At 58.9% G+C, this 23317-nt stretch carries 19 protein-coding genes; 15 read left to right on the top strand and 4 right to left on the bottom strand.

Going from position 1 to position 23317, the window contains the following annotated elements; translation table 11 throughout:
* Positions 1 to 16 precede the first annotated feature (16 nt).
* The 3 genes from folB (at position 17) to FHW69_RS04095 (ending at position 1450) form a co-directional block, all read left to right on the top strand.
* Positions 17 to 376 (top strand): dihydroneopterin aldolase, encoded by a 360-nt coding sequence (folB, locus tag FHW69_RS04105; RefSeq protein WP_183421726.1) that lies wholly within the window; start codon positions 17 to 19, stop codon positions 374 to 376.
* On the top strand, positions 376 to 864 hold the full coding sequence (folK, locus tag FHW69_RS04100; RefSeq protein WP_183421725.1) for a 2-amino-4-hydroxy-6-hydroxymethyldihydropteridine diphosphokinase: 489 nt from the start codon (positions 376 to 378) through the stop codon (positions 862 to 864). Before folB ends, folK begins: the two co-directional genes overlap by 1 nt.
* A 79-nt stretch (positions 865 to 943) precedes the next feature.
* Positions 944 to 1450, top strand: coding sequence for a hypothetical protein (locus tag FHW69_RS04095; protein WP_183421724.1), 507 nt, complete (start codon positions 944 to 946; stop codon positions 1448 to 1450).
* On the opposite strand, the gene FHW69_RS04090 is transcribed toward FHW69_RS04095, so the two are convergent.
* Entirely contained in the window at positions 1447 to 2577 is a 1131-nt protein-coding gene (locus FHW69_RS04090) for a cytochrome c peroxidase (RefSeq protein ID WP_183421723.1), read from the bottom strand. The two genes, FHW69_RS04095 and FHW69_RS04090, sit on opposite strands and share 4 nt — an antisense overlap.
* Positions 2578 to 2794: 217 nt before the next feature.
* Between FHW69_RS04090 and FHW69_RS04085 the strand changes: the two genes are divergently transcribed.
* From FHW69_RS04085 to FHW69_RS04040, 10 genes are all read left to right on the top strand, one after another.
* Positions 2795 to 6025, top strand: a complete 3231-nt coding sequence (locus FHW69_RS04085) for an IPT/TIG domain-containing protein (RefSeq protein WP_183421722.1) — start codon at positions 2795 to 2797, stop codon at positions 6023 to 6025.
* 75 nt (positions 6026 to 6100) lie between these two features.
* Entirely contained in the window at positions 6101 to 11641 is a 5541-nt protein-coding gene (locus FHW69_RS04080) for an RHS repeat-associated core domain-containing protein (protein WP_183421721.1), read from the top strand.
* A 5-nt stretch (positions 11642 to 11646) separates the two neighbouring features.
* The gene (locus FHW69_RS04075) at positions 11647 to 12066 is read left to right on the top strand and encodes a hypothetical protein (RefSeq protein ID WP_183421720.1); all 420 of its coding nucleotides are present in this window, start codon (positions 11647 to 11649) and stop codon (positions 12064 to 12066) included.
* A gap of 201 nt (positions 12067 to 12267) precedes the next feature.
* On the top strand, positions 12268 to 12804 hold the full coding sequence (locus FHW69_RS04070) for an RHS repeat-associated core domain-containing protein (protein WP_183421719.1): 537 nt from the start codon (positions 12268 to 12270) through the stop codon (positions 12802 to 12804).
* 107 nt (positions 12805 to 12911) lie between these two features.
* On the top strand, positions 12912 to 13208 hold the full coding sequence (locus tag FHW69_RS04065; RefSeq protein WP_183421718.1) for a hypothetical protein: 297 nt from the start codon (positions 12912 to 12914) through the stop codon (positions 13206 to 13208).
* 225 nt (positions 13209 to 13433) lie between these two features.
* Complete coding sequence (locus tag FHW69_RS04060) at positions 13434 to 13835, top strand: RHS repeat-associated core domain-containing protein (protein WP_221195362.1); 402 nt, start codon at positions 13434 to 13436, stop codon at positions 13833 to 13835.
* Positions 13836 to 14121: 286 nt separating this feature from the next.
* Complete coding sequence (locus FHW69_RS04055; RefSeq protein ID WP_183421716.1) at positions 14122 to 14448, top strand: hypothetical protein; 327 nt, start codon at positions 14122 to 14124, stop codon at positions 14446 to 14448.
* 343 nt (positions 14449 to 14791) lie between these two features.
* Complete coding sequence (locus FHW69_RS04050) at positions 14792 to 15139, top strand: hypothetical protein (RefSeq protein ID WP_183421715.1); 348 nt, start codon at positions 14792 to 14794, stop codon at positions 15137 to 15139.
* Positions 15140 to 15290: 151 nt separating this feature from the next.
* On the top strand, positions 15291 to 15554 hold the full coding sequence (locus FHW69_RS04045) for a hypothetical protein (RefSeq protein ID WP_183421714.1): 264 nt from the start codon (positions 15291 to 15293) through the stop codon (positions 15552 to 15554).
* Positions 15555 to 15682: 128 nt separating this feature from the next.
* Entirely contained in the window at positions 15683 to 16528 is an 846-nt protein-coding gene (locus FHW69_RS04040) for a DUF6159 family protein (RefSeq protein ID WP_183421713.1), read from the top strand.
* A 282-nt stretch (positions 16529 to 16810) separates the two neighbouring features.
* Here FHW69_RS04040 and FHW69_RS04035 read toward each other — a convergent pair whose 3' ends face one another.
* Together FHW69_RS04035 and FHW69_RS18940 are read right to left on the bottom strand one after the other, a co-directional pair.
* Positions 16811 to 17548, bottom strand: coding sequence for a pteridine reductase (locus FHW69_RS04035; protein ID WP_183421712.1), 738 nt, complete (start codon positions 17546 to 17548; stop codon positions 16811 to 16813).
* A 54-nt stretch (positions 17549 to 17602) separates the two neighbouring features.
* The gene (locus FHW69_RS18940; protein WP_255494500.1) at positions 17603 to 18565 is read right to left on the bottom strand and encodes an EcsC family protein; all 963 of its coding nucleotides are present in this window, start codon (positions 18563 to 18565) and stop codon (positions 17603 to 17605) included.
* A gap of 121 nt (positions 18566 to 18686) precedes the next feature.
* Here FHW69_RS18940 and FHW69_RS04025 point away from each other — a divergent pair, with 121 nt between their 5' ends.
* Together FHW69_RS04025 and FHW69_RS04020 are read left to right on the top strand one after the other, a co-directional pair.
* The gene (locus tag FHW69_RS04025) at positions 18687 to 20807 is read left to right on the top strand and encodes a TonB-dependent receptor (protein ID WP_183421711.1); all 2121 of its coding nucleotides are present in this window, start codon (positions 18687 to 18689) and stop codon (positions 20805 to 20807) included.
* 67 nt (positions 20808 to 20874) lie between these two features.
* Entirely contained in the window at positions 20875 to 22068 is a 1194-nt protein-coding gene (locus FHW69_RS04020; protein ID WP_183421710.1) for an SAM-dependent methyltransferase, read from the top strand.
* A gap of 14 nt (positions 22069 to 22082) precedes the next feature.
* On the opposite strand, the gene FHW69_RS04015 is transcribed toward FHW69_RS04020, so the two are convergent.
* Complete coding sequence (locus FHW69_RS04015; protein ID WP_183421709.1) at positions 22083 to 23309, bottom strand: multifunctional CCA addition/repair protein; 1227 nt, start codon at positions 23307 to 23309, stop codon at positions 22083 to 22085.
* Positions 23310 to 23317 lie beyond the last annotated feature (8 nt).

The raw sequence follows: 23317 nt of genomic DNA, 5'->3' as shown, positions 1-23317 counted from the left end.
CAGACAAAGCCATCCCATGGATATCGTCTTCATCGAAGACCTGCGCATCGACGCCGTCATCGGCATTTACGACTGGGAACGCCGCATTCGCCAGACGCTCTCGTTCGATCTGGAAATGGCGTTCGACAACACCCGTCCCGCTGCCACTGACGACATTTCCGACACACTCAACTACAAGTCGGTATCCAAGCGTCTTCAGTCGTACGTGGAGGCATCCAGCTTCGGCCTGGTCGAAACGCTGGCCGAACGCTGCGCCGCTATCGTGCTCGAAGAGTTTGGAGTCAGCTGGGTCAGGCTGAAGCTGTCCAAGCCCGGCGCCGTACGTGGCGCGAAAGCGGTAGGTGTTCGTATCGAGCGCGGCGTGCGACCGGCCTGATGGGACGCGCCTACCTGAGCCTTGGTTCCAATGTTGAACCCCACCGTTACCTCCGGGCGGCGCTGGAGGAATTGCGTGCGCGCTTCGGCGAGCTGACCGTGTCGCCGGCCTATCGCAGCGTGGCAGTGGGATTCGACGGCCCCGACTTCGTCAATCTTGCCGTGGGTATCAACAGCGACCTCGCGCCCGAAGCACTGAACGACTGGCTGCACGCGCTGGAAGATCGCCACGGCCGTGTTCGCGGCGGCCCGCGCTTTTCTGACCGCACGCTCGACGTAGACATCGTGCTGTACGACGACCTGGTGCTGACCGGCGACGGACATCTGGAAATTCCCCGTGGCGAATTGCGCCACGCGTTCGTCCTGCGACCGATGGCAGACATTGCACCGCAACTGCGGCATCCAGTCAGTGGCGCCACCATGGCCGAACTCTGGTCTGCATTTCCTTCTGCCAGCGAGCCCATGCAGGAAGAGTCGCTTGACCATTGAAGCCATGCCAGTTTCATCGGTTGAACTGCCGCGCGTTGCGTGCGGACGTCTATAAGTCCATTTCATCAGAGGATGCGGGATGCGTCATTCAGCGGTTTTCGGCTTGCTTGTGGCAACCATGCTGTTCACGGGATGCGGAAAACAGGTCGATCCGGCCGTGTCTTCTGATTCCACGCAGGCACTCCTGGCCCCGCCGTCGCGCAACGCTGATATCAATGCATGGCGCAGCTTCCTCAGTACCGTGGTTCTCTCCCAGACTCACGACGAAACGGTGCGTCCCTATTCGTTTGTCGTTCCGGCGGGGCATGGCCGTGATGCTGAAGAGAGTCGCGCCGCCATGGTTGATGCCATCCGGGGACTGCTGACCAACACGGCCCTTCCCCACCACATGATCGTACTCACCGGCCCCGACTCGACCGAGGTGACTGACGTCATCGTGGAGGCCTTCAGGGATCTTCCTGAAAAGTCCGGGGCGGGCTTGACGGTGGTTTATGTCGGAGTGGCGGGTGCATCGGCTCGCGCTCGTGAAGCGGCCGTTGCAAACGGCGCGCAATTTCGCCTTACGGCGATTCGCGAGCCGGCTTAGTCGGGCGACTTCGAGGGGGGGGCCTCACCCGTGTTCAGCGAAATGGATTGCAGGAATGCAATGAGTGAGGCGCGCTCTGATACGGTCAGGGAAATGGGATGCCCACTCGAAAGGCTTCGCCAGTAGATCTCCTGATCTACGGCAGCCTCCAGCGTTGGAACGCTGCCATCGTGCATGTAAGGTGCGGTGTCCGCGACATAGCGTAGCGACGGCGTGCGAAAGAGGCCGAGGTCGGACGGTTCGTGGGTGACCGAAAAGCGCCCGGTGGCAGCCAGATCGGGACGCTCCGCAATCAGCCGTCCGATGGCACCGGGATCCGTGGATCCCGTCACAACATCCTTCGCCAGCAAGGGCAGCTGGCCATCAAGCGTCTGCAAGCCTGTTCCTGTGGGATGAAATGTGTGGTCAGTGAACTGAACCGGCTTGCCGGACAGCTTATGGCATGAATCACAACCCGCCTTCCCCGTGAAGAGCCGAAAGCCCTCCCTGGCTTCCCTGCTGAGAGAGGACGGGTTCTTGTCCTCGACATAGCGGTCGAACGGTACCGGCGGGCGAGGAAGATTTCGGATGTATGCAGACAGTGCCCGGGACACGGTTTCCCTGCCAGGGGCCCCGGCGCTTCCCGTGCCGAATGCCCGGGCGAAAGCCGCCCTATACGACGGAGAACTCAGGGCCGCGATGATCTCGTTTTCATCCGAATGTCCCATCTCTCTGGGGTGAATCAGTGGATCGAAGGAAGCGGCTTCAAGCGTGCTTCGTCGTCCGTCCCAAAACAGGGGCGCCTCGTCCGTAAGTGCGAGGAGGCTGGGAGTGTTCCTTGTGCCGATGCGACCAAACGCGCCTCGGGCGGTAGCGCGGCTATCCGCGAATGCGTGTTCTGGCTGATGGCAAGCGGCACAGCGGGTCTGTCCGTCCGAGCTGAGCGAGGCGTCGAAAAACAGCCGCTCCCCCAGAGAAATCATTTCCGCATTACGCGTCTCGGGGCGCTCTCCCTTTGCCCACAGTCCGGTACTAACGAAAATTGCGATAAGCAAAATCGGCAATATGGCTACGCAGATCATCAAGCGCGTCTTGCGAAAATCCATGACTAGAAACATCCCCTGATCAATGCCGAAGCGGTAACGCATCGCAATAACGATGTGCGCTTGACAATTACTTTCGCAATCTCGAATTATTGTACGAGAGAAAGCAGGGTGTCGTGGCAGGGATATCTCCTTGCCGCTCGAAGCGACTCGACAGGGGCGGGAAATGCACAGGGATGTAAACGGAGCAGTTCGCTCCGGGGCGCATGCGCGCCAATCGGTTGTCTGGTGGCGACTCGCGCGATCAGCCGTCGCCCTATTGATGCTTCTGTTTGCTGCTGCCCTGCCTGTCGCGCGTGCGCAGACATATGCCTATGACGGTAACGGCCGCGTGGTGGCCGCGACGCTTGCTTCCGGTGAAAGCGTTCGCTACGTCTACGACGACCTCGGGAATTTGCTGCAGGTGGTTGGCGTCCCGGGCAATCAGCTCACCATTTTCTCTCTCCTGCCGAATCATGGTTCACCAGGTGTTCCCGTAACGATTCAGGGCCGCGGTTTCGCGACACCCTTCAGCTCCAATACCGTCAACTTCAATGGAGCGCCCGCGCCAGTCACGTCGGGAACCGCGACGACGCTTTCCGTGACGGTTCCTGCCGGAGCCATAACGGGTCCTGTATCCGTCACCGCGAACGGCCAGACGGTTGCCAGTGACGAGTCCTTTATCGTGGACGGTTCCGGGCTGCCCCCGGTGATCTCGTCCATTGCACCGACGATTGTTGATGTCGGTTCAAGTGTGCTTGTAAGCGGTTCGCATCTTGCTCCTGTGGTCGGGCAAACCCGCGTAGCCATAAACCAGCAAACCATCGTCACGAGCGCCCTCAGCGACGAGTCCATCGGCTTCGTTGCGCCAGCCAGCGTGGGATCGGGAAAGGTTATCGTCCAGACACCCTTCGGCGTCGCAATCAGCGACTCGGAACTGGTCATTCCGCCTGCCAACGTTAAAGCCGCGAATATCGGTCCTGTAGTCCGGATGGCTCCAGGCGCTCCGCAGTCGATAGTCATTCCCGCCACAAAGACTGGCGTGTTCCTGTTTGATGGCGATTCCACGGCAGAAACCCAGTGGATCAGCCTGCAGGAGCGCGCACTATCAGGTGCATCATCCGCGACTTACACGGTCTACGATCCTCGCAATCGCGTCGTGGTAGCAGGAACGCTCTCGCCAGCCGCACCCTCGATTCATCTGCCAAAATTGATCGTTCCCGGCACCTATGGCATTTACATCCTGGCGGGTACCTCGCAGCCATTGAGCATCACGATGGCCATGGAGGCCGCTCCCACATTGATGGTTGATGATGCGAATGCGGTTCCTGCCGTGGGCGTGGTTGCCAATGAATCGAAGCGATTCGTTTTCCGTGCACGCCCCCGCATTGCGGCGATTCTTCCCTCGATTCTCAGTTCGCCGACGGGCGGTACGGTCTCCGTTGCTGTAACCGATGAAAGCGGTGCGTCGATGGGCTCCTCTTCGGGAACAGCAAACGCAGCTCTGAACCTGCCATCCCTCGCTGATGGGCGCATCTATCAAGCTATCGTCAAGCCAGCGTCGGGTTATACAGAGAACGCCTCGATCCGCATTTCCACGCAGCCGGGAGGCGTGATTGCCATAGACGGCCCATCGGTTGGGATAAGCGCTACGGCGGGCGTCAATGCGACGTTCAACTTTACAGCGTCGGCGGGCGACAACCTTGAGTTCGCACTAAGCGGTATTGCGATGGCCGGCGGACGCTACACACAAGCCAACGTATCGGTCTACGACTCACGTAACACGTACATCGCCGGAACCATTTTCTGCACAGCGATCAATGATGGCGCGTCATGTCGAGTACCGTTGCCGAATCTTGCTGGCGGTTCATACTCAATTACCGTCGCGTCGGGTGATCGTGGCCCCATGGCGTTCCAGGCCACGCTTACGCGTGATGTCACCGGATCACTGGTGCCTGGACAACCCCTTGTTCTTTCTTACGGTCGACCGGGGCAGTCCGGAAGGTTGACGTTCGACGCGTCCGCGGGCGACACGTTGGCTCTGGGTTTAAGCAATATCACCACGATACCCAGCGCGAAAGCCGTGCAGATCAGTGTTGTCCGACCGGATGGCGTGACCCTCGTGGACAGCACCTCGTTTACGGCACCGGGTGCGGTAAACCTGCAAAATTTGCCCGCCTCGGGACGCTATACCGTGCTGGTGAGGCAGTCCTATGGTTTGCCTATGTCGCTCCAACTGGTGCTGGCGCCTCAGGCAGGTGGCTCTCTGACCGTGGACGGGCCATCTCAGCAGCCCGCACCCATTCCCGGGCAGGTCAGCTACTTCACGTTTAGCGCGGCAGCGGCGGACAACCTGGAGCTTGCTGTCACGGGCATAACGCTACGAAGTGGCTGTTCGTCGGCAACGGTCTCGGTCTACGATTCTAAAAACACCTACGTGGGCGGTGGAACAGCGAACACGGGCCGCCTTGGCGTCCATTTGTGGGCGCTGGCGGGTGGCGGCTATTCCGTCGTGATTTCAAACTGCATGACGTCCGGATCGGTAACGCTGACCCGCAACGTCACCGGTTCGATCGACTTCGGCCAAACTCAATCTTTCAATCTGACCCGCGAGGGTCAGGCGCTTCGGCTGAACTTCAGCGGGACATCCGGGCAAACGCTTGCCGTAGGAGCTACGGCATTTACAACCACGCCTTCGGCAACCACGGTCACCACGTCCGTTTACGCTCCCGATGGCACGCGTCTGGCCACGTCTGACGTCGCGACGGCGGGACTTCTCAACGTCCGAAATCTCGCGGCCAGCGGCACCTATACCGTCGTCATCAGTCCAGACAACGGGGCGATCGCTTCCGGGCAAGTGAGCCTGCTGCCGCAGGCAGGGGGGAAGCTTGTCGCTGACGGTCCCAGTTTGTCTCCTGCCGCAGGCTTGGGACAGAACGTCTACTACACCTTTGATACATCGGTTGGGGACAACCTGGAACTTGGATTTGGTGCTCTTTCGATGAGCACGCCTTCGACCGGTATCAACTACTACGTCTACAACCCGAGCGGTTCGTTGTTGACAAGCGGATCCCTGGATAAGTCAGCAAGCGCGGGCGCGAGCAGAGTTTCGCTCTCGGGACTGGCGGCGGCAACGTACTCGGTTGTCGTTTCCTCCTATCCGGGGGCGGCATCCTTCACCGCTGCTGCGACGCTGACCAGAGACGTAACCGGGACCCTGGCGTTCGGTAACTCACTGGGAGTGAACCTTCCTCGTCAGGGACAGGTGGCGCGACTGACGTTCGGTGGAACGGCGGGGCAGGTGGTTTCGATCAACCTTTCCAACTACGTGAGCACGCCTTCCGGGCAAGGCATGGCCGTATCGGTCTACCAGCCAAGTGGCGCGCGTATCGCATCCACGTCCATGACGTCGGGCAAGTACACGCTGCCGAGCCTGCCAGTGACTGGTACTTACACGGTGACGCTGGCTCCCAACAACGGCGTTCCCGCGACGATGACAATTTCGCTCCAGTAGCTTTGCCCAACGAATGCATGTTTATCGACAGGCCGTTCAGTGCGGCCCGTTCGCAGAAGCACTAAAGGACTTTGAATGATCGGGCTGAAGGATGGTTTCCGGATTACGGCGCTGGGCTTGGGCGTTGCGGCGCTCGCTGGCCTAAGCATAGGTTCCGTCGTCGCTGGCAAGTTGCCTCTGGGGCCCGATCTGGTTGTGTCTCCGGAAGACCTGGATGGTATGGCGAGCCAGGCGCAGTCCGTGCTGCTACCGGATGGGCGTTCCCTGAGCGTCGATTCCCGTCACGTTTTCATGCGTCGTGCGAATTCCAGTGAGCGACAGGCGATTCCCTTGCCGGAACGCAGAATGGGCGCGGCTTCTGTCGTTTTGCCCGATGGAAAAGTCCTCATTTGGGGTGGCGCCGACAATGATGGCCGTCTATTTGATGAGGGGCTTTGGTTCGATCCAGAATCGGGCACCTTCGATCCGGCCGTTATTCCCGAGCTTTCCTCTGGCCTGGGATTACGTTTCACGGTTCTGACCGATGGGCGCGTGCTTGTCACGGGCGGCTGGAACAGAACACAGCGATTGTTTGAGCAGGCAAGCGTCTGGGACCCTGTCGGACGCCGGAGGATCAATATTGCGACATCCGCTCAGCCGCGCTTTCTTCAGTCCAGCGAACTCCAGGCTGATGGAAGCGTTCTTGTGTGGGGTGGCTTTGATGCCAGCCTCCACGCGATTCAGGAGGCCCAGCGGTTCGATGCCGTATCCAACACGTTCGCCGACAGCGCAACGGTCGTATCCGATCCGGCGTCGCTGTCGCTTGTAGCTTCCTCTCCTGCGCGAGATGCCTCCGGTGTGGAGGTCGGGCGAACAGTAGGCTTGCGTTTCAGTACCGACCTGGACCCAGCAACCGCGTCACGAGCAACCATTTCCCTGGTCGGACCTGCCGGTCCCGTTGATGCAACGGTTGTCGGTGTTCAGGGGCGGCTGGCATTTGTAACGCCCAAGGCGGACCTTCTACCCGGGACGCATTACACGGTAGCCATTGCGGGTGTTCGGGGCCTCGCAAAGCAGCAACTTCCCTTTACTGCATTTGGCTTCACCACCGAATTCATCGGTTATGCAAATGGTGATGTCTCCGATGCCCGCGCGGCGTCTTCCGCCGCTTCGGCTTCCGCTGCCGTGCGCGGAGCAGGATCGACAGCGCCTGCCGCCATGACCCTTTATCGAAGCACTGGCGATGGAGCACAGGAACGCGGCGACGGCTCTCACGTGTGTACCAAGGGCGCGCGCGGAACAATCCGTTTATGTCGGGACAAGAGCTACTTCGCCGATGGCGCCTGGTATCCGGGTCAGGACAACGCTGGCGCGCCGGATGGCGGACATTGGCGTGTAAACGTGCCCGATATGGCAGCCGGCGATGTGGTTCGCGCACTACCCAAGCGCCAGCAGAAAGTCGCAAAAGCGCTGTTATCGGCCGACGTCTCCTCCGTTTCGGGCCAGGTTCGTCTGGTTGACGGCCGTCCCATGGCCGGTGCGCGCATCAGCGCGGGTAAGGCTTCCACGTTTACCATGGCAGACGGCACATTCCTTCTTTCGGGTGTTCCCGTGGGTGACGCGACGTTGTTCGTGGACGGTAGCTCCGCGAATGACGCGAGCCATCGTTACGGACAGTTCGAGGTCAGCGTCAATGTCGTGACGGGTGGGACAACATTGCCATTCCGCATGTACATGCCGCGGATATTGGAACGGGATCGTATCGAACTCCCTTCGCCCACCATTCACGACATGGTCGTCACCCATCCGGACATGCCCGGCCTGGAAGTGCATATTCCGGCAGGCACGGTATTCCGGGATCGGAATGGAAAAGTTGTCAGTGAAATCGCCATTGTTCCCATGCCAACCGATCGGGCTCCCTACCCGACTCCCGTCAATTTCGCGGTGTACTTCAGTCTGCAGCCTGGCGGCGGGGCGGTTCAGAACGTAAGGTCTGATCAGCCTCAGGGAATTACGCTTACGTATCCGAATTACGGTCATGTGCCTGCGGGTCACGTTGCCAGTTTTATTGCCTATAGCCCGACGGATGGGTGGCGTGCGTACGGAAAGGGCGAAGTCACGTCAGATGGAACTCAACTGAAAGCAGAGGCGGGCGTGCATCTGGCGACGCTCACCGCCGCGAGCTGGGACATGAGCAACCAGCATCCGGGGGATGCCGACGCGGCGAAGCCCGGCGGTGCGTGCTGTGGTGATCCGGTTGACCTGCTGAGCGGCACGCTTGTGGAAAACGTGACGGACGTGGCGATCAAGGACGTCATCCCCATCGGCATCACCCGCACGTGGCACTCCATAGGCAACTCCGCGCTCAAGGACGCAAGCGCCGTTCAGGACCGACGCGGCTTTGGCAGCTGGCGCTCCAACTTCGACACCTATGTAAACGGCGTCTGGACCAACACGGGTGTACGCCTGCCTGACGGCACATTGCTTTCCCCGCTTACTGCCGTACCGCCAAATCCAGGCGGCGACGGAAGCTGGGTATACACGGGTAACGTCAAGGCCTATGCGGGAACCACCATGGACGCGCGACTTACTCCCGCGCAATGTGGCCCTACCATTACCGAGTGCTACGTCGTAAACACACCCGACGGCATGCACTACTTTTTCAATCCCTTCACTGGTCTTTACGAGATCAGGGACAACTTCGACAACCGGGTACAGATCATTCGCGTGGGCGGCCTTATCCAGCAAGTGATTTCGCCGAGTGGTCGCTTTCTGAGCTTCACGTACAACAGCGACAACAATATTGCTTCCATTTCCGACAATATCGGACGCACCTGGACGTATAGCTACCACAAGACCAACTTTCCGGTCGCTGGATGGTCGGCGGGTGGCGCGGGGAGTTCTCCTGTGTCGACGCCCATGTACTTTCTGGACACGGTCACCTATCCCGATCAGACCACGACACGGTACAAATACAACGAAGATTTCAGCTTGCCCACGGCAAGTACAGGTGGCTGCGCCAGTCCTGTGCCGAGCACGATTTCCAGCATAGTGGATCGAAATGGGACCACTGTCGCCGCGAATACCTATTGTGGCGTGCAGGTCGTCAAGCAGGTTGGCGCCGGCGGTGCGGCGCTACAGTTCAGCTATCCGGCAAGCGGGTCCGAAACCGACGTTACCGATGCGCTGGGTCACGTACGAAAAGTTGTCTTCGATGCGTCCGGGTATCCGGCGACCGAAACGGCCGCTGCGGGCAAGCCACTTGAGGCCACCACCAGCTACACCCATGATGCCAATGGCCTCGTGTTGTCGCGAACTGATCCGCTCGGTCGAACGACGAGCTTTACCTGGGACGAGCGCGGCAATCCGCTGTCGATCACGCAACTATCAGGCACGCCGAATGCCGTGACCCGCCGTTTCACCTGGACGGATGACAATCATCCATTGAGTTCGGAGGACGAGCTTGGGCGGGTCACGCGATATACGTATCTGGACGGCTGCCTTCGCAGCGTCATGGACCCGCTGGGACGCAGCACCAGCATTACCTGCAATACAAGCGGGCAGCCGGTGCTGATCACCGATTTCGCCGGGCGTCAGACGCGCTTCGAATATCTGCTGGGTGATCTTCGCAGCATCGTAGATTCGCTGGGCCGGAAGACGCTTCTGTCAACCGACAGCCTGGGTCGAATGACGTCGGTGACGGATCCGCTGGGCAACTACTCGCTTCGACGCTACGACACCAACGACCGTCTTCTGACCTCCACGGATGCGCGTGGCAAGGTCACGCAGCTTGCATACGACGGGGAAGGGCATGTCATGCAGGTGACCTTGCCCGGTGGCGGGAGCATTCAGTACGCCTACGATGCCGCCTACCGTCTCATCCAGAGGACCGATGCGCTCCATCAGTCGGAGCGCTGGTCCTATGACACGGCAGGAAACCCGCTTTCCCACACGGACAGAAAAGGCCAGGTAGCGCAGTTCGATGCCGTGGATGCGCTGAACCGCTTCACGCGGGTGACTTACGCGGACGGAAGCACCGTGTCCGTGGATGGCTACGACGCCGCCGGACGTCCCACCCAGGTCAGCGACTCCACCTATGGCGTCATCACCCGCGCCTACGACGGACTGGACCGGGTAGTCAGTGAATCCTCGCCCCAGGGCGCCGTAGCCTATGCGTACTTCGCCAACGGCCTGCGCAAAAGCATGCAGGTCGGCACGCTGCCGGTGGTGACGTACGGATACGACACAAACAACCAGGTCAAGACCATTGATCAGGGCGCAGCGCACGTTGCATACGACTACGACACCGTCGACCGTCTGGCGACGTTCACGCTCCCCAACGGCATCATCAAGTCGTACGCATACGACGATGCGAACCAACTGACGGCCATCCGCTACGTCGACAAGAACGGCACGACCTTGGGCGACATGGGCTATGGGTACGACGCAAGTGGCAACCGGACAGCGCAGACAGGTAGCTTCGCGCCCAACGTCCTCACTAACCCGACGAGTTCCCTCGCCACATTCGATGCGAACAACAGGGAGACATCGTTCAACGGACGAAATATTTCCTATGACACCAACGGAAATGTCCTCAACGACGGCATTCGCTCATACACGTGGGACGCCAGAAACCGGCTGCTGCAAGTGACGCAGGGCACGCAGACCCTGGCGACATTTACCTACGATCCGTTCGGCCGCCGCGTGTCAAAGACCACCGATGGCATCAAGACCATCTACCTGTACGACGGACTGAATTCCGTGATGGAAACCAAGCCGGGCATGACCACCACATTCTTGAACGGCCTGGGCGTGGACGAGCGCATTGCACGCACGGACGGCCAGTCGACCAGTTATTTCATGACGGATGCTTTGGGGAGCGTGCTCGCACTTGCAGATTCAAGTGGCGCCCTGACGCAGCGCTACTCGTATGACGCTTATGGCAATGGTCACTCGATACTGTCGGCAGACAATGGCTATCAGTACACCGCCCGAGAGAATGATGGGACGGGGCTCTACTATTACCGTGCGCGGTATTACGATCCGGAGCGGGCGCAGTTTATCAGTGAGGATCCCATTCAGCTTGGGGGTGGGCTGAATAGTTATCAATATGTCGGGGCAGCGCCGATTTCGTCCCGAGATAGTATGGGTTTGGCGGCTACAGTAAATGTGAAAGGGAATATTGTGACTATTACGTTGCCAATCACCTACGTAGGTCTAAATGGTATCTCTGTAAGTCAGCAAAAAATTTCCGCTTGGAATAGCAAGATTGAATCTCAGTGGTCAGGAACATGGGGTGGATACGATGTCAGGACTAAAGTTGTTCCTGGCGGACCCGGTGTTAAGGATTCAAACACCATCACTGTTATGCCCGGAAAGGGTACGTCGAAAGTGAGTGAGGTGGGTGGCAATACCGGTATATGGTATGAAGATGGACAGGACTGGGTCGTCTCGCATGAGGCCGGTCATCTAATGGGGCTGCGCGATCATTACATTGAATTCTGTGATGGTGGAGTCCGAGAAACCCAGCCGGCCCCGGGCTGGGAGGGCGACATCATGGGCGACTTCAATGGCACGGTGTCTCCTAGGGATGTAAAGGCAATCATTCAAGCTCATAAACGGTGGTGGCAGCGATGAGGTTAATGAAGGCACTCTCGATATTGATCGTTCCTTTGGCAATGTCCAGCGCCGCGACTGCGAGCGAGGCGTGGTTACCCGAATCTAAGGGTTTCTTCAACGCGCAAGAAGTGCCAGCTGCACTCTATATTGATCTCGGCGATGATCCGGAAGCGCTGGATCGGTTGACGAAAAGTCTTTTTGTGATTGATGATCCTGAAGTTGCAAGATCTGAATCGCTGGTTTGTCCAAAACCGTATAAAAAATACTTAATTAGATCAATTTTTCTGGGAAGATCAACAGCTACTGTCTATCAAGAGCCGCACCGGTTGCTCATTAGTACAGGATCATTCGGATCGCCTCGTGAGCCGGGTAAAGGCGCTGTTGCTATTTGTTTGCTGGCGGCGCCAGAAGTGATTGAAGGTGCGACTAGTTTCTTGAAGTAGGGTCTCGTTGTTTAGATATGATTGCCCAATGGTGCGAATTGGTACTGCGGAATCTACATGGCACACCTGGATTTTGGACAGGATTTGCGTAGGCGCAGGTGCGCTATTGCTCAATGGGTTCATCGCTGAACTGGAAGATCGAAGAAGTGGCAAAAAACGCGGGAACTAGTGTGCACATGCTGCTTGTCCGTAAGTTCGAGCATGCGCTTTCCCTGCCAGTACTACGATGTCGAGAGCGGGGTGAGCTACAACATTCACCGCTACTACGAATCGGCACCAGGTCGATATATTCAGAGTGATCTGATTGGACTCAACTGCGGTCCAGTCACCTATGCCTATGTCGGTGGAAACCCGCTGAGTGCGACCGATCCATTGGGGTTGTGTCCAGCACGTGATTGCAGCACCTATTGGGATCGCTATTTGGACTTCGTGTCGGATCACGCAATCAATGTGGGCCCTGCAGCTGTTGCGCTTGCAGGTGGCGTGATGCCGAAATCCTTTGCCCCTGCTGGTGGCTTTCGCGGTCCCCTCTTGGGATCAAGGAACGTTCTGACCAGTGTCGCGCGCGGCTTTGGGGTGCCTGGCGGAAGCTCCGCAGCAGTGCAAGGAACTGCTGCTGTTATCGGTCTTGCCACTGTTGCAATCGGAATGTACGACGCCACCATTGAACTGGAGGGCTTCATCTATGCAGCAAAGAATGCCCCGCCTTCGGATTCCAAATGCGAATGTGGTAACTAGCGATGACAAACGCCGAGACATTGATCGCAATAGTTCTGGTCGTAACCATGTCCTACTTCGTAGGCCGTTATTGGTCGCGCTGGAAGCTCCTGCGAGGAAGGCACGCGATGGCGATTTCGGAGATTGTTAGAGAGCTTCCGGATGGTGTTGATCATCGTCAAGCTGAAGAAGTTCTGCGTGCGATAGGTCTGTCGTATGGGCTAAAGCCAGAAAATCTAAGGCTGGATGACCCTCTTTCCAGCCTCGAGGCGATTGACTCTTGGGCTCTTGGGAAAGGGCAGGAAGCGCTTGCGAAATGGTTGAAGACCAATGGCATTGACTCTCTTCAGAACGCGCCCGAAACGATTGGCGACCTGATGATTTCCGTTCTTCCTCTGAAGAGAGTGTCACGATTTTCATCTTAGTTTCTGGTTATCTATCACCATCGCCGCACTTGCCTTGCTCATTAACGGCTTTGTTGCAGAGTGGGGAGATCGATCTAGGTAGTGTGGATATATACGCCAATTTGGCCGGTGATCTGCTCAACGCAATCGATCCGCTTGGTTTTGTGTCCGGAGGATAGAATGGCCAGTTGACCAGCTATTTCATGACGGACGCTTTGGAGAGCGTGTTGGCGCTTGCAGACTCAAGTGGCAGTCCGACCCAGCGCTACTCGTAATGATTCTTATGGTAGTGGTCATTCGGTGGTGTCGGCGGACAATGGCTACCGATACACGGGCAGGGAGAATGATGGGAGGGGGCTCTATTATTACCGGGCGCGGTATTACGCTCCGGAGCGGGCTCAGATCGTCAGTGAGTATCGGGCTCAACTTTGGGGAGGGTTGAATAGCTATGCCTATGTGGACGGCAATCCGCTGAGCTTCGTTGACCCGCTTGGGCTGGAAGCAATTGGGTCGTGGACATTTGCACCGGGCCCGCAGCGTGATGAGTATGATGCGCTGAAGAAGTCATACCTGAAGTTCGATTTCGCTGCGTTCGCTGACTTCGTTGAGCAGAATCGATTCGATCCTGTTGCAGTTGCAGGAACCTAAGCTTGACGCTTGGTGTTGGCACCACGCCGAAGGTTTCATCGGAGCTTCGAGGGCTTGGCGTCTCTGTTGATCAGTTGAATCCTTATACGAGCCAGCTCAGTCGTTGGTCGGGTCGTTTTGGAACGCGCTCGCTGCGAATGCTTGGAAGGACGCCGCTCGGTATGGCAGCCGGAGTTTTTGCTACCGGAGCTACAATCTTTGAGGGTTTTTACGATCTCAGCATTGAAGCGCAGGCTATGTACCATGCAGTTTCTTATGAGAATTGCGGGTGCGAAAGGTGATGGATATGGATGCTTTTGAGTCGGAGATTCGGCTTTACTCGCTGCGCCGCATCGCATTGATCTTCTCTATGCCGGTTGAGAAGATTCAGCCGGAATGGAAGTTTGGTGTTGATCTGGAAGCAAGCTCCCGATCGGACTTCAGTCGAAATGAGCTTGATTGTGTGAATGACGATATTCACGATGTTGCTGACCGGGCGACATTGCGTTTATTTGAGCAAGGAAAGCTCGTCGTATCCACGGTGGATGATTACTGCAACCTAATGATTGACCGGGGCAAGACTGATCCTTCGGTGGTCAGAGAAACTCTTCTCATGGGCAAGGACCGTCATTAAGCCAGAGGTGCGCGGCATGCGGACACAGGTACAGCGGGATCACGTTTGGGCTTGGTAATTTGCAAGACGTGAGAGACCTCATGGGCATTGATGGCGGAATAGACCCTTGTTCGGTCGCGTGCCGATATAGCCATATCGCAGGCGAGATCGAAGGCGCTGCAGCTTTAGGAGGGTCGCTGCCATCGAAATCGTTTGTTCCTTGTGGCTGGACGAACAGCAATAGGTACTTGCGTGTCGGTTACGGCAGGAACGGCGGTGCTAAAGTTTTCCGCGTGGCAGGACAATTGGAGAAAGCCGTTACAGGTGATGCACACTTTGATTTCTGGAATGCGGGTAAATGGTGATGACTAGCTTCTCCGAAAGATGCATTGCTGCTCTCGCCAAAGAGATGGCCTTGCGCCGTCTGCAACCTATTCAGTTTGAGTTGGTGCGTGGAAAGCATGAGGTGTACGAATACGCAAAAGTTGTCCAGAGAGATTTATTGGTCGAGCTCTATGTATATACGGATGAAGCCGGTTGCACATTGAACGAACGCGACTGGAAGATATTTGAAAAATGGGACTTCTCTGACGATAACGATCTGATTCGATCATTTGTCGCTTACGTGATCAAGGTGCTTACTACTGGGCCAGGCATCAAAGAAGAGCACCGCGGATGGCTCGATTCCTTGATAAAGCCTCAAACTAGCTAGGTGCTCGTGTTTATGCAGAACGCGGATCGCGTTATCACTCTTGCAATCCTTGGCACACCGAGCAACGCAATCAAGCGTTACGATCCTAACGCTCCGGTGGGACGAGAATCGGTCACTGTCCTTAGAAAGGGATGCCCAAGAAAGGGACGCCATGAACAAGTCACCCTCTTTGCTGTGCTTGGTTTTTATCTTCGTCACCATGGGGGCTTGTAGCGCGCAGCCGGCTCCTCAGACATCCGGCGGCACCAAGTTAAGCGCCACCGCCATCTGTGCCGAGATGAAGAAGGACCAGAGCCATGAGGTGACGTACATCACTGGTTCGATTGAAGACCCGCTCATCAATCAGAAGATTGTCGATATTTTGGAAGGCACTAGACCTGCCTTCGACAAGCGTGATGCAAAGTACCTAAGTTAAGTTGTACGTGGTGCAACACTCTTGCTGGAAAACATCTGCCTTTTTGATGTTTTTTCTGGAATTGGCCGACTGCCGCAATCCCCGACATCGTGCTACAAACGTCGCCACTCGACAGGGGGAGTGTTGGTATGACTGGAAAGTTTGCCCGTAGCTGGGGCCTGATCAAGGTCAGTGCGCAGGTGCTTCAGCAGGACAAGGTGTTGGCGCTGTTTCCGCTGCTTTCGGGCATCTGCTCGATCATTGTGGCGGCAACGTTTTTTGTGCCTTTCCTTGGCTATGGTGAAGGACGAGGTCTGCATGGGGAGCATTTTTCGCCCGTGGCATTCGTTGCGCTGATGCTGTTTTACCTCGTGCAGTACACGATCATTTTTTTCTTCAACACGGCGCTGGTTTCTTCGGCGCTGGTGCGATTGCGTGGCGGCACGCCCACGTTGAAGGATGGCCTGGATGCGGCATGGGCGCGGCTACCGGCGATCATCGGATATGCACTGATTTCTGCCACGGTCGGCGTGCTGCTGCGCGCCGCGCAGGAGCGGATGGGAATCGTTGGGCGTCTGGTGGCGGGCCTTCTGGGGCTTGGGTGGACGGTGGCGTCGTTTCTCGTGGTGCCCGTGCTTGCCAGTCAGAATATTGGTCCGGTGGATGCGTTGAAGCGCAGCGTTGAACTGCTGCGTAAAACGTGGGGCGAAAATCTTATCGGCAACGGTGGCCTGGGCCTGGCTTTTGGCTTGGTCACGTTCGGTATCTTCGTCACGTTTGGTGGCATGTTTCTGCTGCTGGTGTCGATGGAGTGGATGAAGCTGGCCTATGTGGTGGGATTCGCCACATGCCTGGCCTTGCTGGCGGCATCGCTGATCCAGGCTGCATTGCAGGGCATCTATTCCGCGGCGCTGTATCGCTACGCGCAAGAGGGACGCGCGGGCGGCGGCTTCGATACGCTTCTGCTGGAAGGTGCGTTTCGCTCGAAGGTGTGAGGCATGGGTGAGACGGATCTCAAGATTGCATCGACGTGTGGCGCCTAAGATTCGCCTGTCGATGGAGCGATCGTTTCGATGAAGGTGTGGGGACGCACAACCAGCACGAAACTGTCCCGCAAGGACCTGAGAGGGAGCCAGGATGGCTCCCTTTTTTTATGTGTGCCGACGTACGGCGAGGTCTTTGGGCGGCGCGGCCTTGAATGAATGAGGCTAGCGTCCTGTAGCGGTCAAGCTCGCAGATACAGGTTTCGGTAAACCTGATGCACGCAGCTTACTGTGTCAGATCATCAATGCCCGGCCGCCATCCACACGCACGGTCTGGCCCGTGGTGTATTTCGCATCAAACAGCAGCCAGCGCACGGCCTCGGCCACTTCATCGGTCTGTCCCAAGCGACCCAGCGGTGTCTTTTCCATCAGCGCTGCTGCGGCGGCGGCATCCTTGCCCGACTCTGGCCAGAGGATCGCACCCGGTGCCACCGCGTTAACGCGCACGTCGGGAGCGAGGTCTTTGGCAAGCGCCTGCGTCAGCATGCCAAGCGCGGCTTTTGCCATCGAATAGATCGCGTGTCCGGCGAGTGGGCGCTCGCCGTAGATATCCACCATGTTCACGATGCTGCCATGCGCGGCGCGCAACGCGGGTGCTGCAGCCTGGGCCAGGAAAAACGGCGCACGCGCATTTGCCGCGAAAACATCGTCCCACTGGGCCTGTGTCGCCGTGTCGATGGGCGTGGGGTAAAACGATGAGGCGTTGTTGACCAGGCCATCCAGTTGCCCGAAATGCGCCAGCACCTGATCCATCATCTGCCGTGGTGCCTCGGGCGTGGACAAATCCGCGCGGAAGGTGGTCACGCTGCCCGCGCGTCGCGAAGACAGTTCCTCTGCCAGCGCGGCTGCCTCCACGTCGGAGCGAAGGTAGTGCAGCGCGATGTCGCAGCCTGTTTCGTGCAGTCGCCGCACGATGGCGGCGCCCACGCGACGTCCTCCTCCGGTAACCAGTACGACTCGCTTCGCATTCATGGGGCTCTCCCTGTCAGTCATGAAGCGGGAGCTTGCCGGAATCACGCGTGAAGGTCACTGGCTGGCCGCGGGCCGGCGGGCGACGGATTTCTTCGTCGCCTTGCTGGCTGTCGTTTTCTTCGTGGCAGTTTTGCGCGGCGTGGCGGATTTCTTCGCCGCGGCAGTCTTGCCTGCCGCCTTTTTTTGTACGGACGGCTTCTTCGCTGTCGCGGGGCGGGCGGCGGACTTTGCCGCCTTCTTTTTCACCGGCGATTTGGCCGCAACCTTCTTCCGGGCGACCGTGGTCACGGCAGCGGCGGGCGCCTTATTGTTGGCAGCGGCCGCCTTACGCGATTTTTTTGCCGGGGCGGGTGCCTCCCCGTCACCGTCTTCAACGTGGATGTCACCGCTGAAGAGGTCGATCGCCGTCTTCGCTACCTGTCCCGTGTCGTAATACGCATAAGCGCCCACGCCCAGCGCGCCCACAATGGGCAGCCAGCGCGAAATGCCCTTGCCTACGGCACGCTTGGACACGCTGACGCCGATGCGCTGGGCAAGCCGCTGCAGGACGCTGGTAGCCGTGGTGCGGAAGATGAGGCGGTCACCCACGCGAATGGCCACGTCGCGGAAGGCCTGGGCGGCCGTATGCCGGAAAAGGCACCAGAGCATCTGTTCGCGGCCGAGTTTGGGTGTTTTTCCGAACGCCGCGGCGATATCACTGACCATCTGACCCTGAATCCGCCAGATGGCGACGAGTTCGGGCAAGACAGTCAGCCAGCCCAACGGACCCGGCGGCAAGGCCAGTGAGCCCGCAGTAAGTGCGGCGCGGTTGGCGGCGGCACTGGCGATATTTCGGCAAGTTTCTGCGGCATCAGCGCTGCGCGGAACCTCGCTTTCAGGAATGCGACTCACAAATTCCAGTATGGCGCGCGCTACCGGGCTCTCTTCGTGCATCGGGCGTGCAGCCACAATTTCTTTCGACCCGGAGGTCTGTGTGTCTTTCGGCATCATGTTCTCCGCCATGGCGTCTGCGACCATGGTGTCGGCAGCTTTGTGAGCCCTGAATGAAGCGAAAGCCGGACGAAAGGAACCGATCCGGATACTAATGAAACATTATAACATTCAGCTCCATCGTCCCCGACCTCAGAAGAAGACGCTCATGAAGAATGCTCGCCTGGCTTTGGCCATCGCTGTCGCACTTGCTGGCCTGCCTGCTGTTTCCGCCCTTGCGCAGGACGCAACGCCCGCTCCTCAGAAAGCCACCAATCTGAGTGCGGTGGACGTGAGCGCGCGACTGGACGAGGCGCGCAACAGCCTGTCGCCGGACACCGGAAGCAGCCAGTACGTCATGGATCGCCAGACGATCCAGGCATTGCCGCTGGGCGATTCCACACCGCTGAATCAGGTGGTGTTGCAGGCGCCCGGCGTTGTGCAGGATTCATACGGCCAGCTGCACGTACGCGGCGATCACGCCAATTTGCAGTACCGCATCAACGGCGTGCTGATTCCGGAAAGTATCGGTGGTTTCGGTCAGACGCTGGACGCGCGCCTGATCGACAACGTGAAGCTCCTGACGGGTGCGTTGCCCGCACAGTACGGCGAGCGCACAGCCGCCATCGTGGACATCACCACGCGCACGGGCAAAGACGGCACGGGCGGCAGCGTCGGCATGACCGGTGGCAGCTTCGGCACGCTGAACCCCAACGCGACCATCTTCGGGCGCGAAGGCAACTGGAGCTGGTTTGCCACCGCCAATTACCTGACCAGTGACGTGGGCATCGAAAATCCCACGTCCAGCCGCAAGCCGATTCACGACCACACCAATCAGGTGAAGGCGTTCGGTGATGTGTCGTATCTGATCAACAACGATACGCGCATCAGCTTCATGTTCGGCGCGACCAATAATCGCTTTGAAATCCCCAACAATCCGGGGCAGGACGTGAAGTTCGGTTACCTGGATGTCACCCATTTCGACTCCGCCAGCCTCAACGAACAGCAGCAGGAAAAGACCCGCTTCGGCATCCTGTCGTTGCAGGGAAAGATGGGCGAAACCGCGTATCAGGTGTCAGTGGGTGAGCGTTACAGCGGCCTCACATTCACGCCCGACGACATCGGCGATCTGATGTTCAACGGCGTGGCATCGGATGTGCGCCGCAGCAACCGTGCCACCACGCTGCAAGCCGATTTCTCGACGCCGCTGGGCGACAACCACACGCTGCGTTACGGCGCGTATGGCTCGTACGAGAACGCACGCTCCACCAACAACTCGCTGGTTTTCCCGGCAGACGATGCTGGCAATCAGACCAGCACCGTGCCCTTCAACATTCTGGATACCAGCCGCGTTCTGGCGCGCACGTATGCGCTTTACGCGCAGGACGAATGGAGCATCGGCGATCACTGGACGGTGAATTATGGTGTGCGTGCCGACAAGTACGATGCGTTCCGTACCGAAAGCCAGCTGAGTCCGCGCATCGGTGCCATCTGGCAGCCGAACGACAGCACCACGGTGCACGCGGGCTATTCGCGCTACTTCACGCCCCCGGCCACCGAGGCCATCACCACGGCATCCATCGAGAAGTTCGCAAACACGACGAACGCGCTTCCGGCCAACGGCGACAACACGCCGTTGAGCGAGCGCTCCAACTACTACGACGTGGGTGTGTCGCAGAAGCTGGGAAGCCAGTGGACGGTGGGTCTGGATGCCTACTATCGCCGCGTGGCGCGCATCCAGGATGAAGGCCAGTTCGGTGCGGCCGTAGTGTATTCCACGTTCAACTACGATCAGGGTCGCATCCAGGGCACCGAGTTCACACTGAACTACGACGGTGGTCCGCTCACCGCGTACTTCAACTTTGCGTACAACCGTTCGCTGGGCAAGAACATCATCACCGGCCAGTACAACTTCTCGCCGGAAGATCTCGCTTACATCGCATACAACTACATCCATCTCGACCACGACCAGAAGTACACCTCGTCGGGCGGCATCAATTACGCCATTGATTCCAGCACGAAGATCGGTGCGGACTACCTCTTCGGCTCGGGCCTTCGTCGTGATGGCACGGTGCCCAATGGCGCCACCATGCCTGCCTACTTCCAGCTGAATCTGAGCATCGCCCACGACTTCAACTTCGATCACATGGGTGCCCTGCACACCCAGTTGGCCGTCCTGAACGTGCTGGATCGTACCTACGAGCTGCGTGACGGTTCGGGCATTGGCGTGGGTGCGCCGCAGTTTGGTCCACGCCGTGGTGTGTACCTTTCGGTGCAGAAGGACTTCTGAAGCCCTTCCGGCGCGGGTTCAGGCGATCCGTTATCCTTTGCACTGGCCCAACACGTCCGTGCCCTGAATGACTGCCCGATTGCCTGAACCCAGCGCCGACGAGCGCGCCCATTCCGATCACCTGCTGGCGATGATGCGCGAAGACATCGCCGTCAATGGCCCGATGCCTTTCTCCCGTTTCATGGAGCGCGCGCTGTATACGCCGGGCCTTGGCTACTACAGCGCGGGCAAGGCCAAGTTTGGCGCGGAAGGCGATTTCGTCACGGCGCCCGAGCTGGGTCCGCTGTTTGCACAGTGCGTGGTCCGATCGTTGAAGCCCATCCTGGCCAGCCTGGGTGACGAGGCTGAGTTCCTCGAACTGGGTGGTGGAAGCGGTTCCTTTGCCGAGGTGGCCATTGGCGCCATGCAGCGCGAGGGCGTGCTTCCGCGTCGTTACATGATTCTTGAACCCAGCGCCGACCTGCGCGAACGCCAGCGCGAACGCCTGGCTCTCGCACTGGCTCCAGATGTCTTCGCGCGCGTGGTGTGGCTGGATGCGCCGCCTGAAGAAAGTTGGGCTGGCGTGCTGTTCGCCAACGAGGTGATCGATGCACTTCCGACCACGCGTTTCACCATGCGCGACGGCGAGGTGTACGAAGAATACGTGGTACTGGATGGCGATGGCCGCCTTGGGATTACCTATCGCCCTGCGGATGCGCTGGTGGGTGGCGCCGTGCGCCACGTGGAGCGCGATCTCGGGCGCGACTTCGAGGCCGGTTACCGCACCGAAATTCTTCCGCAGCTTCCCTATTGGATGCAGGCGGTCGCGGGCACGCTGGAGAAGGGCGCGATGCTCTTCATCGACTACGGTTACCCGCGTTCGGAGTTCTATCTGCCCGAGCGCACAGACGGTACGCTGCGTGCGTTCTATCGGCATTACATGCATGCTGATGCGCTGCATGCGCCGGGTCTTCAGGACATCACGGCGTCGGTGGATTTCACGGCGTTGGCGGAGGCGGGCAACAATGCCGGCTTCGGTGTGGCGGCGTACGTGCCGCAGGCGCAGTTCCTCATTGCCTCGGGTCTTCAGGAATTTTTTGAAGAGGGCTATATGGGTACCGAGGATGAGGCTACCCGTTATCGACTCGCCCAGCAGGTGAAAAAGCTCACAATGCCCGACGAAATGGGCGAGCGCTTTCAGGCCATGCTTTTCGCGCGTGGCCTGAATGCCGTGGTGCTGCCTGCCGAACTTATGCTCGAAGACCGCGGCTCGCGCCTGTAAGCGCTCGCACAGTGTCAGGCCGGTTTGGGTACCGATGCGATGGCTTTTACGCGTGCACGGTCCAGCGCTTCGCCGATGGCGGGGCCCACGAGGCCTTTCTCGACGAAAGGCTGTGACGACACGGCGGCGGCTGCGTCACGAGCGGCACGCAGGTAGTTGGCCTGGGGATACGCAGCATCCTCGCTGCCCAGCCTTCCGCGCTTGTCCGCTTCGCACGCATGCAGAAACGTTTCCAGGCGCTCCGGGCGGCGCAACGCGCCCAACGCATCCAGCAGCTTCAGTATCGTGCCTGGCTTCAGCTCGAACGCCATATGCGCGTTGAGGTGATAGCGGCATACAGCACTGGCCATGGCGGCGAAATCATTCGGCACCTTCAGGCGCTGTGACATTTCCTGCACGGGCGCGATCCCGCGCTGCTCGTGCATTACATGGCGCGGCAGCACGTCGGCCGGCGTAAGCGCCTTGCCGAGGTCATGGGTCAGCGCGCAGTAGCCCACCAGCGCATCGCCGGGCGCAATGCGTGCAGCCATGTCCAGCACCATCTCCACGTGAATGCCGCAGTCGATCTCGGGGTGATATTCGGCGCGCTGCGGCACGCCATACAGCGCATCCACTTCGGGAAACAGCACGGCAAGCGCATGACTTTCGCGCAGCACCCGAAGGAACGCGGAAGGCTGCGGCTCGGCCAGTGCCTTGCGCGTTTCCGCCCACACGCGTTCGGGCACCAGATGGTCGATCTCGCCATCGGCGACCATCTGCTGCATGAGGGTCATCGTTTCGTCTGCAACGGTGAAGCCCAGCGGGGCATAACGCGCCGCAAAGCGCGCAACACGGAGGAGGCGAACCGGGTCTTCCACGAATGCGGCAGACACATGGCGCAACACGCGCTGCTCAATATCTCGCACGCCTCCGTAAGGATCGACCAGCGTGCCGTCTTCCGCCTCGGCGATGGCATTGATCGTCAGATCGCGGCGTTCCAGATCTTCTTCCAGCGTCACCGACGCGTCGGCCTGGAATGAGAACCCGTGATAGCCACGCCCGGTCTTGCGTTCCGTACGTGCCAGCGCATATTCCTCGCCCGTCCCGGGCTCAAGGAATACGGGGAAGTCTTTGCCCACCGGCTTGTAGCCGGCCGCGATCATCTCGGGCGGCGAGGCGCCTACCACCACGAAATCGCGGTCAACCACCGCACGGCCCAGGAGTTTGTCGCGGACGGCGCCGCCAACCAGATAACGTTTCATGCCGCGAT

It is taken from the genome of Luteibacter sp. Sphag1AF (assembly GCF_014192715.1).
Classification (GTDB): domain Bacteria; phylum Pseudomonadota; class Gammaproteobacteria; order Xanthomonadales; family Rhodanobacteraceae; genus Luteibacter.
The sequence above is the reverse complement of the archived record's forward strand: the minus strand, read 5'-3'. Positions and strand labels throughout refer to the sequence as shown.